The sequence below is a fragment of the Lysinibacillus sp. DFXJR4 genome (assembly GCF_057196045.1).
Genome location: NZ_JBXUNW010000001.1, coordinates 1105445 through 1118759, shown reverse-complemented (window position 1 = coordinate 1118759; position 13315 = coordinate 1105445). Strand labels below are relative to the sequence as shown.

The 13315-nt window shown below is 35.5% G+C and carries 16 protein-coding genes; 3 read left to right on the top strand and 13 right to left on the bottom strand.

The genetic code is table 11. The features are described from left to right. Positions 1 to 300: a hypothetical protein gene (locus AC2CGN_RS05615; protein ID WP_484512619.1), complete on the bottom strand. Its 300-nt coding sequence runs from the start codon at positions 298 to 300 to the stop codon at positions 1 to 3. Between the two features lie 238 nt (positions 301 to 538). On the opposite strand from AC2CGN_RS05615, the gene AC2CGN_RS05610 reads away from it, so the two are divergent. Further along, on the top strand, positions 539 to 1933 hold the full coding sequence (locus AC2CGN_RS05610; RefSeq protein WP_286926515.1) for an alanine/glycine:cation symporter family protein: 1395 nt from the start codon (positions 539 to 541) through the stop codon (positions 1931 to 1933). A gap of 131 nt (positions 1934 to 2064) precedes the next feature. On the opposite strand, the gene AC2CGN_RS05605 is transcribed toward AC2CGN_RS05610, so the two are convergent. Further along, complete coding sequence (locus tag AC2CGN_RS05605; protein WP_484512617.1) at positions 2065 to 4026, bottom strand: methyl-accepting chemotaxis protein; 1962 nt, start codon at positions 4024 to 4026, stop codon at positions 2065 to 2067. 349 nt (positions 4027 to 4375) lie between these two features. Next, positions 4376 to 6055: a methyl-accepting chemotaxis protein gene (locus AC2CGN_RS05600; RefSeq protein ID WP_484512615.1), complete on the bottom strand. Its 1680-nt coding sequence runs from the start codon at positions 6053 to 6055 to the stop codon at positions 4376 to 4378. 394 nt (positions 6056 to 6449) lie between these two features. On the opposite strand from AC2CGN_RS05600, the gene AC2CGN_RS05595 reads away from it, so the two are divergent. Beyond that, positions 6450 to 7004 (top strand): delta-aminolevulinic acid dehydratase, encoded by a 555-nt coding sequence (locus tag AC2CGN_RS05595; protein ID WP_429985026.1) that lies wholly within the window; start codon positions 6450 to 6452, stop codon positions 7002 to 7004. Between the two features lie 39 nt (positions 7005 to 7043). Here AC2CGN_RS05595 and AC2CGN_RS05590 read toward each other — a convergent pair whose 3' ends face one another. The 7 genes from AC2CGN_RS05590 to AC2CGN_RS05560 form a co-directional block, all read right to left on the bottom strand. Next, positions 7044 to 7577 (bottom strand): DUF1572 family protein, encoded by a 534-nt coding sequence (locus tag AC2CGN_RS05590; protein ID WP_286926519.1) that lies wholly within the window; start codon positions 7575 to 7577, stop codon positions 7044 to 7046. A gap of 85 nt (positions 7578 to 7662) precedes the next feature. Next, a complete protein-coding gene (locus AC2CGN_RS05585) occupies positions 7663 to 8583 on the bottom strand; it encodes a hypothetical protein (RefSeq protein WP_484512612.1) in 921 nt (306 codons plus the stop codon). Next, on the bottom strand, positions 8576 to 9094 hold the full coding sequence (locus AC2CGN_RS05580) for an RNA polymerase sigma factor (protein ID WP_484512610.1): 519 nt from the start codon (positions 9092 to 9094) through the stop codon (positions 8576 to 8578). Before AC2CGN_RS05580 ends, AC2CGN_RS05585 begins: the two co-directional genes overlap by 8 nt. Positions 9095 to 9199: 105 nt before the next feature. Beyond that, positions 9200 to 9808, bottom strand: coding sequence for an SCO family protein (locus tag AC2CGN_RS05575; protein WP_429987032.1), 609 nt, complete (start codon positions 9806 to 9808; stop codon positions 9200 to 9202). 103 nt (positions 9809 to 9911) lie between these two features. Beyond that, positions 9912 to 10034 carry a YvrJ family protein gene (locus tag AC2CGN_RS05570; RefSeq protein ID WP_283871867.1) on the bottom strand — a complete coding sequence of 41 codons (123 nt, stop codon included), beginning with the start codon at positions 10032 to 10034 and terminating at the stop codon, positions 9912 to 9914. A gap of 90 nt (positions 10035 to 10124) precedes the next feature. Beyond that, a complete protein-coding gene (locus AC2CGN_RS05565) occupies positions 10125 to 10349 on the bottom strand; it encodes a DUF2922 domain-containing protein (RefSeq protein ID WP_286923058.1) in 225 nt (74 codons plus the stop codon). A gap of 13 nt (positions 10350 to 10362) precedes the next feature. Next, a complete protein-coding gene (locus AC2CGN_RS05560; protein ID WP_429990482.1) occupies positions 10363 to 10578 on the bottom strand; it encodes a DUF1659 domain-containing protein in 216 nt (71 codons plus the stop codon). A gap of 121 nt (positions 10579 to 10699) precedes the next feature. Here AC2CGN_RS05560 and AC2CGN_RS05555 point away from each other — a divergent pair, with 121 nt between their 5' ends. After that, positions 10700 to 11128: a DUF2621 domain-containing protein gene (locus AC2CGN_RS05555; RefSeq protein ID WP_283872791.1), complete on the top strand. Its 429-nt coding sequence runs from the start codon at positions 10700 to 10702 to the stop codon at positions 11126 to 11128. An 860-nt stretch (positions 11129 to 11988) separates the two neighbouring features. On the opposite strand, the gene AC2CGN_RS05550 is transcribed toward AC2CGN_RS05555, so the two are convergent. The 3 genes from AC2CGN_RS05550 to AC2CGN_RS05540 all read right to left on the bottom strand — a co-directional run bounded on the left by AC2CGN_RS05550 (position 11989) and on the right by AC2CGN_RS05540 (position 13178). Continuing rightward, positions 11989 to 12186, bottom strand: coding sequence for a helix-turn-helix transcriptional regulator (locus AC2CGN_RS05550; RefSeq protein ID WP_283871863.1), 198 nt, complete (start codon positions 12184 to 12186; stop codon positions 11989 to 11991). Continuing rightward, on the bottom strand, positions 12187 to 12489 hold the full coding sequence (locus AC2CGN_RS05545) for a hypothetical protein (protein WP_429981327.1): 303 nt from the start codon (positions 12487 to 12489) through the stop codon (positions 12187 to 12189). A gap of 200 nt (positions 12490 to 12689) precedes the next feature. Continuing rightward, positions 12690 to 13178, bottom strand: a complete 489-nt coding sequence (locus AC2CGN_RS05540) for a hypothetical protein (RefSeq protein WP_484512606.1) — start codon at positions 13176 to 13178, stop codon at positions 12690 to 12692. Positions 13179 to 13315 lie beyond the last annotated feature (137 nt).

Genomic DNA, 13315 nt, shown 5'->3' with positions numbered 1-13315 from the left:
TTATGAGGATTCGCTTCGTCTATTGCGCTTCTCCATTTCTTCAGCCGTTCTTTTCAAATATTGCAAATACCTAATTAATAAAATTGGAAGAATTGTGGTCAATAGATTAATACTAGTAAAAAATAGATAAGCCTGTTCCATTTCAATTAAACGTGAGTAAATCAAACCAATTAGGCCGCTAAAAGCCAGAACTAATACAGATGGAATACGTGGAATGAGAAAAGTGATTAATCCTGCCAACATGATTATCACCATAATCATCAGTAAAAAATGCCAGTAAAGTTGAAAATAGAATGCCATCCTCTCTCCTCCTTTTAACATAATATCTTTTTCTTTACTCTTGCATCGATATCCCCATCATATTTTGATGTTATTTTGACTTCAGAAAGTAAACATTTCCACAACCCTTATCTGTTAAGATAGGCTATAATTCTCGATTTTAACACCATAATATTACCATAATTCATTATTTTCAAAAAGTTGATTTTTAATAAAAAATAAGTGTAGACTAAAACGTATTGTGAAAGGAGGAAAGCTGATGGAATGGATATCTACTATTGTCAATAACACGAACTCAATATTATGGACCTATATTCTTATCATACTATTATTAGTAGCAGGATTATATTTTTCATTCGGCACAAAATTTGTACAAATTAGACTTTTCCCAGAAATGTTCCGCTTAATTGTTGAAAAAAGAGAAGGGGAATCAGGAGTTTCGCCATTCCAAGCCTTTACGATAAGCGCAGCCTCGCGTGTAGGGACAGGTAATATTACTGGTGTTGCTTTAGCAATTGGTGTAGGTGGACCAGGTGCAGTATTTTGGATGTGGATCATTGCTATATTAGGGATGGCAACTGCCTTTATTGAAAGTACTTTAGCTCAGGTATACAAGGTGAAGGATGGCGAAACATTTCGTGGTGGACCAGCTTATTATATGGAGAAGGCGTTAGGACAACGCAAGCTTGGGATTATTTTTAGTATTCTGCTAACATTAAGCTTTGGCTTTATTTTTAATGCTGTACAGTCTAATACAATTGCAACCTCTGTAGGTGAAGCGTTTGGTATAAGACCTTGGATTATTGGAGTTATATTAGTCGTATTAACAGCCTTGATAATTTTTGGTGGGGTTCAAAGAATTGTAAAAGTGACACAGGTCCTTGTACCCGTTATGGCTATTTTCTATTTATTTGTCGCACTCTATGTGGTTGTCACAAACTTATCTGAAATCCCTGCCGTTTTCAAGCTTATTTTCACACAAGCTTTTGGACTTCAGGAGGCTGCTGGAGGAGCAATTGGTATCGCCATTATGCAAGGTGTACGTCGTGGTTTGTTTTCTAATGAGGCTGGAATGGGGAGTGTGCCTAATGCAGCGGCTACAGCTAATACCTCACATCCAGCTAAACAAGGGCTTGTACAGAGCTTAGGTGTCTTTTTTGATACGATTATGATTTGTACAGCAACCGCATTTATCATTATTTTAGCGGGCTTATATGACAAAGGAGAAAGCAATGGCATTATCCTTACGCAAAACTCACTTGCTGTCCATGTAGGTGAATGGGCACCTTACTTTATTGCTATTGCCATTATCTTCTTTGCCTTTAGCTCAATTGTTGGTAACTACTATTATGGAGAATCCAATATTGAATTTATGAATGCCCATAAAGGATGGATGTTTGGCTATCGTACGTTAGTGCTGGCAATGGTCATGTTTGGTTCCGTTGCACAAGTTCAGCTAGTATGGAATTTAGCAGATTTATTTATGGGATTAATGGCATTCATTAATATAACGATTATTATGATTCTTGGAAAAATTGCCTTTCTTATTTTAGACGATTTTACAACTCAACGTAATACAGGCAATAATCCAGTATTTTATGCAAAATCAATTCCAGCATTGAAAAATACAGATTGTTGGGACGAAGATCGCTAATACCTTAAAATGCCACTCCTAAATGGAGGTCATTGATTGAAATTAAAACTAAAAAAGTCGATTTGCAGCACATTTTTTGTGGCAAATCGACTTTTTCAGTGTCCTACTATAATGAAATGGCGTTTTTGAAGTTAATAGTTAAATTGACTAATTAACTGTTTTAATTCATCTGCCATATGTGCTAAAGCCTGTGCAGATGCATTGATTTCTTCCATTGAAGCCAATTGCTCCTCAGTAGAGGCAGCTACATCCTCAGATGCACTTGCATTACTCTGTGCAGAGAAGGCCAAGTCCTCTGTAATAGCTGTTACTTCTTGCACGCTTGCTGACATTTGCTCAGAGGCAGAAGAAACCTCATTCATTTTTGGCATAATATCATTCATGCTTGTGAGGATCACTTGGAATTTAGTAATAGCTTCATCAGATACCTTTAAACCATTTTGAACATCCTCTGAAACTTTCGCCATAATATTAACAGATTGTTCAGTCTCTAGCTGAATACTATGAATAAGCTCAAAAATTTGCTTGGCTGATGTCTGAGACTGCTCAGCTAGCTTCCTTACTTCATCAGCAACAACGGCAAACCCTTTCCCATGCTCCCCTGCTCTCGCTGCTTCAATGGCAGCATTTAAAGCTAATAAGTTAGTTTGATCCGCAATGCTCGTAATGACATCTAGAATCGATGTTATTTGCTGTGAGCGTTCATGTAAAGTTTGGATTTTCTGGTTGGATTCTGTCACCGATACATGGATTGATTGCATTTGATCTTTTGTATTTTGGACTGCCTTTCCACCTTCATCTGCTTGATGCGTAGCGTGTTGGGAGAGATCTGTCACACTAGAAGAGATTTCAGCAATATGAAGAATTGCCTTTGAAAGCTCATGAAGCGATTGTGCGTTCTTATTGGCACTCGTTGTTTGTGTATCAGCACTTGATGCAACATCCTGAATGGATATGGCAACCTTCTCCGTTGCGATACTTGTTTGATTCGCATTGGCAGTTAGCTCTTCGGCTGAAGATGCCACTTCCTCAGCATTTTGCTCAATTTTTTGGATAAGTGCACGTAAACTACCTTGCATATCATTAAAGGCTTGACCTAGCTGCCCAATTTCATCCTTAGAGGTTACCACGACTTTTTCTGTTAAATCACCCTTACTAATCGTTACAGCACTATCCTTTAATGCTCTAATCGGTTTAATCACAGCCTTCATAACAAAATAGAAAACAATGGAGCTGATTACAATAGCTGCGCCTAATACCAGAAGTGTATGAGATAAGATCGTTGAAGCAGATTCATCTATTTCCTTCGCAAAAATTGTGCCAGTAATTTTCCAATTGGTCAGCTCATTAGTTGTAAAAAACATAATACGATCATCGCCATTAAAGACATATTCGTATGTCCCAGATGTGCTGTCGTATAATTTATCAAGGAAGCTCTCTTTTAATTCTCCGCCCGCTTCTAAGGTAGGATGAGCAATTACCATATTATTGTCACCGAAAATGGAAGGATAGCCATTTTTACCGATGCTAATGGAGTCTGAGATTTTTTGAAGGTCCGTTAATTTTATATCAACAGCGACTACTGCAGACTGATCCTCTACCTGTCTGGCAATTGTTACAACCATTTCTCCGGTCCCTGCATCAATATAAGGATTAGTAATTACCGTGTCACTCTTAAGTGATTTTGCTTTCTTGTACCAATCTCTTTCCAATGGGTTATAATCTTCCGCATTTATTCTAGGCTCTTGTAAAAATTCACCTTTATCTGTTCCAACATAAATACTTAAAACATCTGGATGAAGCTTTGTATATTGTTGAAATTTTGCGAGTACGGTCTTTTTTGACTCCTCATACTGCGTGGCATCTATTTCTTTACTGAATATACTTACATCATTTATTTTTTCACTAATCGTTTTATCAATAAGTTTATTTAAAATTTCTACGCTTTCATTTGCACTAAACAAAATTTCTTGTTCTATAGAATTTTTAGCCGAAAGGTAGGACAGACTCCCAACAGAAATGACTGGGATAAGTAATATAAGAGCAAATAAAGTATAAAGCTTGCCCTTAAAGCTTCCAAAAAATTGTTTCATGCAACAGTTCTCCTTTTGTCTTCGTTAGCTATAAAAGTTTGTTCTAGAGATGTGTTTGTACGCTATATGCTTATTGGCACTTTAGACACAAAAAGAATGCCGCTTCCCTCCCCTGTTCAACCTTCCCTTCCTTTTCAATTCACCCCAAGCTTTTATCGGACGAAATAACTATTTTCTAACCTCATTTTCATTTTTTAAATATTTCTAAATTTAAGGCTTCTCGATAAATCATATAAAACTTTCGATAAATGCTCAAAATTAATCGATAAATTTAGATTTCCTCTCGATATAACAAATTTAAGCGTATTCGATTGCTAGATCGAATACGCTTACGTGTCAAAAATGAATATTAATATTTAAATGACTGAATGGATTCTTGTAGGTCAATCGCCATTTTAGCCAAATGGGAGGAGGCGGCTGCAACTTCTTCCATCGCTGCGTTTTGTTCCTCAGATGAAGCAGCCACACTTTGCACATTGCCACTTGATTTTATGGATACCTCGCTAATATAGTCGATTTCTTTCACTAGTTTTTCAATATCTAGATAAATTGCTCGTATAGCTGCCGTGACAGCCTGTGTTTGTGCCTGTACATCATTTATAGCCTCATCAATTGCTAGGAAATTATCTCTTGCCACATTCACTTTGTCCCGACCAACCGTTACAGACTCATTACTGTTGACCATGTCTTCCTCGATAATTCGAGTGCTTTCCGTAATTTGCGCAACAACCTTTTCAATATCTATAGCAGCTAAATTCGATTCATCTGCTAAATTTCGAACCTCTTCGGCAACTACTGCAAAGCCCTTACCATGCTCACCGCTTCGTGCTGCTTCTATCGAGGCATTGATTGCTAATAAATTCGTTTGCGTGGCAATATTTTTGATGACGTTCACTGCTGAAACAATCGCTGCTGTATTTTCATCTAAATCATTAACGCGAGTGCTTAGTTCTGCCGTATTATCTGAAATCTCATTCATTTGTTCACTAACATCCCGAACTGAGGAACGCCCTGAACTTGCCATGTTTTTCGTTTCCACTGTGGCATTATTCATATTATCAATACTTGTTGAAATCTCGTTCATTTTTTTCAAGATATGTGAGGATAAATTTCGAACATCCCCCGTAAGAGTGTCCTGCTGTTCAATCCCTTGTGCAATATCTTGAATGGATTCTGTCACCACTTCAGTTGCCTGCGTTACCTCCATACTGCTTGCTGTCAGCTGCTCAGAGGTTGCTGCTACTTGTTCAGAGGATTGCCCAACTTGCTTCATCGTATGTCTTAGCTTTTCTGACATCATATTAAAGGAATTCGCCAGTTGAGCAAACTCATCCTTTGTTTTAAATTGAAGGTGCGTTTGCAAATCACCATTTGAAAACTTATCCATTTCCACAACAGTTTGTTGAATATTTTTTGCAACTCTTCTGCCAAATACAGTGGCAATAATAATACTGATAAGCAGTGAGATAATTGCCAATACTGCAATTTCTTTACCACTTCTATCGCCACTTTGCCTTGTTACCTCGATAAGGGATTGCATCTCCTTTTGCTGTGCTGTTGCCATTGTTTTACCAAAGGTAACTAATTTTAACGAGCCCTCTCCTAATATTGGTAATGCAAGCTGCTGTGCTTGTTGAGACTCACCATTTTGAAACAGCGGCACTATTTTTTCATCAATTGGCTTTTCCCACTCATCTAATTGCGTTAAAAACTGATCAAAATCTGCATTTTTATAGCCAAGTTCTTCAATACGACGAATGGACTTATGTAAGGTATCTCGAATTTCAAGATGATTGTTAAGCATTTCTTCCTTTCCATACAGCATATAACCTCTTATAGCTGCATTTGCTCGAACTGTTTGAAAGGAAATATCCTGATATAAATCGATAAGTTCTGTTTTTTCTTGAATCTCTTTAAGGGTGTGACGGTTATCATTTAAATAGTACATGGAAATACCCGTAATTAATAATAAAAAAATCAACACTAGCCCAAAAGCAAACTGCAATTTTCTTTCTACCGTTATCTTCATAAAGCTCCCTCTATTCTGCTATTGTCATAAACTCTCTTGAGTATAGCCTATCTATAACTATTATCCTAGATGAAGTAAAACGAAAATCTTCATATAAAACTAATTTTTTACAATAAATAAACACATTTTAAAATTTCTTGACTTTTCTATGTTTCAATCGACTGTAACAATTTATAAAATAGATATTGCCTTTTCCATTCAATTCTCCCTTATTTATATTTTAATGTTTTTATTTCCCTTAACTAGATAGAATGACTTATACTAACGGTAAAGTACCTACAATCAGCGGTGCTTTACGGGCAGTTGATCTTCCATTTGTAGTGGGGATCTTGTACCTGACCCTTCGTTTTTGGTACAGTTAAATTACTGCGATAAGATAAAGGAGGTCATTTATATGAGTAAACCAGAATTATATGTGAGCATAGTAGTTGGTCCAAATTGTGATATCGAATCCATTGCTTTAAGATCTGTCTTGGAGTCTTTTGGTGCAAGAGTGACGTTTCATTTGATTGGAAGACCCAATGATTTGATAGATGTACTATCAGGTCAGGATCTTGATCAAAAATTGGATTATTTAATTCTTAATTTTCATGGTGATGAGGGGCGCTTTATTATGCCTGAGCTAGGGGAGGAGGTTTATGAATTAAATGAACCAAGAGGGGTATTTTTTAGTTCACAAGAGGTACTACAATATTGTCAACTTCATGGTGTAAAGGTGATTGCCTCTGGCTGTTCACTAGGTGAAAAGCAATTAGCTTCTGCCTTTTTAGAAAGCGGCTGTCACTCCTATTTAGGACCAGATGATTACATAGATGGCAATGCAAATTTAATGTTTTTAATTAGTTTTATGTATGAAATTATAGCGCATGGAAAAACACAGCAGGAGGCATATGAAATCGCCAAAGCTATAGATACAGAAACCTCCATGTATCAGCTATATTTTTCATAAAATTCAAAAAATCGTAGCTAAAAACAGCTACGATTTTCTTTATTGATGCTTTTTTACCATCGCATCTGTAAAATTCTGAGATTGCCCTCTTGGAATACTTAATGTTTGCCATTGTGAGCCAGTTACTTGTTTCGCAATGTAAATAATTTGTCCCACATGCTGAGCGTAATGTGACATCTGTCTTTCAATCGCATCAATCACCGAATGCTGTTCTCCCCTGATTGTAATAAATTTTTCTAAGTCAGCTTCTGTTAATTGCTCGATGGCATCCAAAAAAACTTGCCATCCTTTTTCCCAAGTTGTTAAAATTTCTTCTGTAGTAGTAAAACTGTCTATAAATTCATCATCCCGATTTCTCGTTGCTTTCTCACCATCCGTTGTTAAAAAATCCGTCCATCGGGATATCATGTTGCCGCTAATATGCTTGACTATAACGGCAATGCTATTGGACTCTTCATTAATAGTCCAATGGAATTGTTCATGATTTAACTGTGATAGTGTTTTGTCACCTTGCTCTTTGAGATTTTTAAACCTTTTACTAATTACATCTAAATAGATTTGTTCGAAGTTCATAAATATTCCCCCTTCTTCAAATGATACGTCAAATTTTGTGAGACATCCAGCAATCAAGGAAGCTCCCTAATAATTGATGTTATCTTTATTTTATATTATTTAACACAGGGAAAGTAGCGTTATCATTATGACCGAGTATAAATTCCTTTACCAACCCAATCATTTTCTTTTGCATAGCCTCTTCATTTGAATTGACTAGATAGGCGATATGAAAAACATAACCATTATGATAGGTGTAAAGCTCATTGGCTGTTGTCGAAGCAAGACTAACCTTATTATTTTTTACATCAAAATGATAATAGTTATACGCCAACGCACCCCCTTCAGTTGGAACAATTTGATGGAATAGTGGACTATTACCTATCATACCTTCGTTTTTAATTTTATTGCCCAACAAATCGCTTGTATCTTCGTTAACATAAAAGCTTGTCAATGGATTACGTTCTACATTCGTAACCGAGAAAATAGCAAATTGCTGATCATTACCGTCTAATGATTTTTGTAAGTATGAAAATTGGAGCTGCGTCTGCAAACGTCCATCTGCCATTTCTGAAGTGACTGCATAAACCTCCTGGTTATTAGCCTTAAAAGGTAATTTCCCAGGTTCAATCGGATGAATTGCATTTCCCATAGCAGCGGCTACCTCTTGCATGGCTTCATAACCTTTAAGTGGATGATAAAATTCAAGGTTTTTGCGAGCATTGAGATGATCCGCAATTTGGAAATGTTGACTATATGTTATATCAGTTCCCTTCACCTTTGTATCAAATAAAGAGGCTAAAGTTGTAGTATCTATGGTCGCTTGTAGTTTGTTTTCTGGCTTAGTTAGCTGTGAGGCGATAAAAAATAAAATAGCAAAAGTAATAGTCAGGGTAATGACTCTATTTGGCCAATGTCGTCGTCTTTGCAGTGGCTGTTCCTGCTTTATTTTCAATTTCACCTGTTCAATAATCGTTTCTTTTCGTCCTGATATATCTGTTAACACTTTTAAAGTATGTTTATTCATTGTAAAGTACCTCCCATTCAATATCCTGAAGATCCCTCTTTAATAATTCCTTCCCCTTTTTCAAACGAGATTTGACGGTTCCCTCTGGAATTCCCAGTAATTCAGCAATTTCCTTTATAGGCATGTCCTCTAAATAAAAATATACAATAGGCTCCCGCTGCTTTATCGGTAATCTTAAAATAGCTTCATCTAAAATTGTTTGTTCATCATGTTGAATAAGTGCATCTTTTATAACGGTTTTTTGCTTTGAAAACATTTTATGTTGCAATACTATCTTTCGAAATGCCCAGCTCTTTAAGTAATCCTTACTTCTATTAATAGTCATTCGTGCTAAGTAAGCTTTTATCTCTCCTCTCTCCTCATAATGTTTTTGATGATGATAGAATTTAATAAATACATCTTGTACAATATCCTCTGCTATTTGTAAATCCTTTGTATAATAGTAAGCAATTCGGAATAATCGCTCTGTATGTTGTTCCATAAGTTGTTCCAAATTTTCTATATCAGGCAATATTTTCCCCTCCTTCTATACTATAAACGAAGCTCAATCTATAAAAGATTATTTTCTACCATAAAAAAACCGTCTCTTCATGTAGAGACGGTTTCCTTCTTGTTTTTATAAATTTTCATCAATATATGTTTCGATATCAGAGGCCATTGTATCAATGGGTACATCTTCAATATTTTTGGCATATCCAGTATACATTTTTACTAAAACCCCATCTTTATCCACTAAGAAAAATTGATTTCCGTGAATCACTTGGTCGGTATTAGGATCATCCTTTACCATAATTTTAGTTGATTTTACTGCGAATTGTTCAATATATTTTTGTGAATAACCAGTAAGGAGATTCCATTTTGATTCATCAGGTACATTATATTTGCTTAGATAATCCGCAAGTACCTCTGGCTTATCAACATCAGGATCCACTGAAAACGCAACAATCTGATAATCTTCCACACCTTTTTTCTTCAGCTTTTCTTGAACCTGCGCCATATTAAAGGACATTGGCGGACAAATAGAAGTACAATTCGTGAAAATATACATCCCAATCCATGGTTTTCCTTTTAAACTCTTCAAAGAAACAGCTTCTCCCCGTTGATTAATATGCTCAAAATCTGGCAGTGCTAAGTCATAATCTGCCTTAAATTTTGTATTTCCACATGCACTAAGTACAGTTGTCAGCATCAAAAGTAGAATGAATCCAATTATTTTATTTTTCATCTTAACACGCTCCCTACCTACATTATCCTCATCCTATCGTATGATCATAATGTTGACAAGGACTCCCAAGTGACAGCTTTCGAACATCTTTGTGAAATAGATTTCACTTTAAGGAAATAAGTGCATCATGAATCGCATCCAGCTTAACCTCTACTCGGTTCAATAAATAAAACGACACTAGAATCGGAAAGCCAATTTCTGAAATCATGTTTAACCACTGCTCCATCTTTAAATTCCTCCTTCACAATTAAAAAATTGAGTATTCTCCTGTTTAAAAAGGTCTTTGTAGTATCATCCCACAAAGACCTTTTCTTCATTATGCCATCACTAATTCAAGTTCTGTCACTTGGCGATCAATGATCCGTGCCCCTTTTATGGCAACTAGAGTACCTGCTTGTCCTTCAAAAACATTTTTAGCGATAATCGTCTGCATAACCTGTTGTATTTCTGCAGTTGTAATAGTTGGCTTCGGTGCATCAATCGTAAGCACGGTTGTTTTTCCTATGGCTGTTTCAAATTGCAGCTCTAAAACTTGTGTCATCTTCTTTCCCCCCTTAGGATAAATCTGTTGTTTCTACTTTGGAAATACTGTCTAACTTATATGAAGATAGACTCGCAATAGCATTCGCTACAGCTACTAAATCCACTGTTGAATGCGAACCATTTACATTTCGGTATGTCTTTGTGGAGAACTTTGGCTCGTTTTGTTCATTGTAGCCAGTAACATACTTTAAACGAAGTGTTGCATTGACAAAATTTACGTTTGTCATAGGTGTCACCCCCTTTCTTACACAATATATACGGACTTATTGCTAAAAGAGGGACATTAAGGATGAATTTTTTTATATTAGCTTTTATAATAGAGTGAGAGAAGGCAAAGAGGTGAACGATTTGTTAACAGGCTGGTTTTTATGGTTTATCTTGTTTTGGGTTGTCGTATTGATTACCTTTATGGGGATAGGCGGATTTTTTATGTTCCGCAAGTTTTTAAAGGCACTACCAAAGCAGGATGGTAAATCGGATTTAGATTGGCAAGAGTTTTATTTAGATAAAACCATTCATTTATGGGGACAACCTGAGAAGGAGCTTTTATATGAACTTGTTAGCCCCGTCCCTGAGCTGTTTAGACAAGTAGCAAAGGAAAAAATAGCTGGCAAAATTGGCGAGCTTGCATTAGAAGAAAAAGCAGCTGCCATTAACCATGACTTAATTATTCGTGGTTATATTCAAGCTACCCCGAAGCGAGATCATAAATTTTTACGTAAAAAATTAGCGGAAATGAAAATTGACATTACCCCCTATGAACATCTATTTGATTAATGGCTACGCTGCACAAATACGTTGTGCGGCGTTTTTCTCTATAGAAAAAGAAACCCCTGCAGAACAATGGATGCATGACCACTTTACCCCGCTGCTATAATTTGTACCCAGATATTTAACAAGGAGAGGATATGGAGCTCCTATTAGAAGCATGCGAAACACTTTGAGCCAAATTATAACCTGGTCCAATATAGCGATTGTGAAATGCCTTGGAAATTGGTCTTCTGCTTTTTTAAAAGTGGAATCGCTGCTTTACGTCAGAAAATGGAGAGATGATATATTGTTATCTTTTGCCTGTTCCCCTTCACTATAGCTGATTAGAAATAGGGAAAAAGAAAGAAATAAAATGGCAAATGAAATTCTTTTCATAAACGCGTAGCTCTTGTTAAAAGGGTACAAATTCCTTTTTTTAAACTTTCCTTAAATAGCTATTGTAAAATTTATTGAAAAGGGACAATCTCGCTTCTCTTTAATAGATTGAACTTTGGATTTTATAAAAATAGAGTAGCAAAGGCATTATCTTCAAAATATACTATGAATGACTACCCATTTACTACTCTTTATGTGCACTTTCAAATGAAAAATACGGTTTAACCTTTTTAGAATGTCCTACTAAATTTCCGAATTGAGTGGAATCTTCTATTTTGATTAGCTTTTTTCAATTAGCTCCTTTATATTAATCTTTGATTTCCTTGAATGTAGGTTGGTTAGAGAACATCTGCATTCAATACTTTCATATTTACTTGCGATGTTATAAGGAGCTTTTTTTAGTTGTATTTGTACCCTATGGTCACATTAAGAGGATTTGCTTCGACTAATTGCTTTTGTTTAGCTTTATTGAATGTTACCCTACTTTTAATTCATGTTTTTTCTGAATCAAATAGTTCGTCAACAGTAGTTTTCAAATTTTTCGCTAAATCAAAAGCTAGTGAAAGCGAAGGGTCGTATTTATTATTTTCAACCGCATTGATAGTTTGCCTTGATACATCACATAATTTCGCTAATTCTTCCTGCGACAATTTTAAAGCCTTCCTAATTTCCTGTATTTTATTTTGCATCTAATCACCATATTTCTTTTTATACACTAATAATGTAATTAAATAAACGATAGACACCACTACTAAGAAAATATAAGGATTTATTCCTCCAGAGTAGCCGCTCGAAAAAAATGAAAGATATAGATTCTGACCGATTTCAATCAACAGCAAGACGATGACCACACTAAAAGCATAAGATTGTGCACGCATTTTAATAAACTTTTTTCTTTCATCTCCTAATGGCACTAATGAACCAAGTGTTAGGAAAATTAAAACAACTGTAATTACTATTACACCCAAAAAGACGAATAACAGCCAATCCACTCAAAATGCACCTCCTTATAAGTAAAACATGTTTTACATTTAGAGTATAACATGTTTTACACTTTTTAGTCAAACATGTTTTACATTATGGATTTTTCAAGGTATGCTATGCTATACATAGAGTTTAATAATTCATAAAAAAAGAGCTATTTGACAATTAAAGATGTCATAATAGCTCTTTGTTATTATTTTCGGATAAATTATGGAGCGATAACATTACATACAGTTTTAGTTACTGAATTATAATTACCGTATGCATCACAAAATTTCTTAGCACCATAATCTAATAATTTCTCTGCTAACCATGAAAGCCCAGCGGCAGCTAAAACTCCTGCTGCCCAAACTAATATTGGAGCTACCATCACAGACACTTCATCATCTTTTTGAAGTTTTGCTAAATCTTCAGCTTCTTCCGTAGATAAATTCTCATAATAAACCTCAATTTGACTAGCTACTTGTTTGTCTAAACCTAATGAAATAGCTTTTTCCTTGTCAAAATCAAAAGATTTAGTATCCTCTTGATAAGTTGAGGATTCATAAACAGCCAAAGCAAGTTTTTCAACTTCTTCTTTAGAATCTACTTCAGCCGCATTAGCAACAGGTTGAGCTAAAATAGCAAAAATTAATGTGAAAACAAGACTTAATGTAACCCAAAATCTAACTTGCTTACCAACAGAATTTAATACCATACCCAAACCTCCTAGTTTTGTTTGCATCTATATTTATACATGTTAATACAATGACACTAACTTGTAGAAAAATAGAGAGCAAGCAATTAAAGATTAATGCACACGCGTGATAATGTAACTATATATAAATTCTGTAA

What these genes read in the sequence shown, in the direction of transcription:
- AC2CGN_RS05615 (WP_484512619.1), bottom strand. Translation starts at nt 300, where the DNA reads ATGGCATTCTATTTTCAACTTTACTGGCATTTTTTACTGATGATTATG.
- AC2CGN_RS05610 (WP_286926515.1), top strand. Translation starts at nt 539, where the DNA reads ATGGAATGGATATCTACTATTGTCAATAACACGAACTCAATATTATGG.
- AC2CGN_RS05605 (WP_484512617.1), bottom strand. Translation starts at nt 4,026, where the DNA reads ATGAAACAATTTTTTGGAAGCTTTAAGGGCAAGCTTTATACTTTATTT.
- AC2CGN_RS05600 (WP_484512615.1), bottom strand. Translation starts at nt 6,055, where the DNA reads ATGAAGATAACGGTAGAAAGAAAATTGCAGTTTGCTTTTGGGCTAGTG.
- AC2CGN_RS05595 (WP_429985026.1), top strand. Translation starts at nt 6,450, where the DNA reads ATGAGTAAACCAGAATTATATGTGAGCATAGTAGTTGGTCCAAATTGT.
- AC2CGN_RS05590 (WP_286926519.1), bottom strand. Translation starts at nt 7,577, where the DNA reads ATGAACTTCGAACAAATCTATTTAGATGTAATTAGTAAAAGGTTTAAA.
- AC2CGN_RS05585 (WP_484512612.1), bottom strand. Translation starts at nt 8,583, where the DNA reads ATGAATAAACATACTTTAAAAGTGTTAACAGATATATCAGGACGAAAA.
- AC2CGN_RS05575 (WP_429987032.1), bottom strand. Translation starts at nt 9,808, where the DNA reads ATGAAAAATAAAATAATTGGATTCATTCTACTTTTGATGCTGACAACT.
- AC2CGN_RS05570 (WP_283871867.1), bottom strand. Translation starts at nt 10,034, where the DNA reads ATGGAGCAGTGGTTAAACATGATTTCAGAAATTGGCTTTCCGATTCTA.
- AC2CGN_RS05565 (WP_286923058.1), bottom strand. Translation starts at nt 10,349, where the DNA reads ATGACACAAGTTTTAGAGCTGCAATTTGAAACAGCCATAGGAAAAACA.
- AC2CGN_RS05560 (WP_429990482.1), bottom strand. Translation starts at nt 10,578, where the DNA reads ATGACAAACGTAAATTTTGTCAATGCAACACTTCGTTTAAAGTATGTT.
- AC2CGN_RS05550 (WP_283871863.1), bottom strand. Translation starts at nt 12,186, where the DNA reads ATGCAAAATAAAATACAGGAAATTAGGAAGGCTTTAAAATTGTCGCAG.
- AC2CGN_RS05540 (WP_484512606.1), bottom strand. Translation starts at nt 13,178, where the DNA reads ATGGTATTAAATTCTGTTGGTAAGCAAGTTAGATTTTGGGTTACATTA.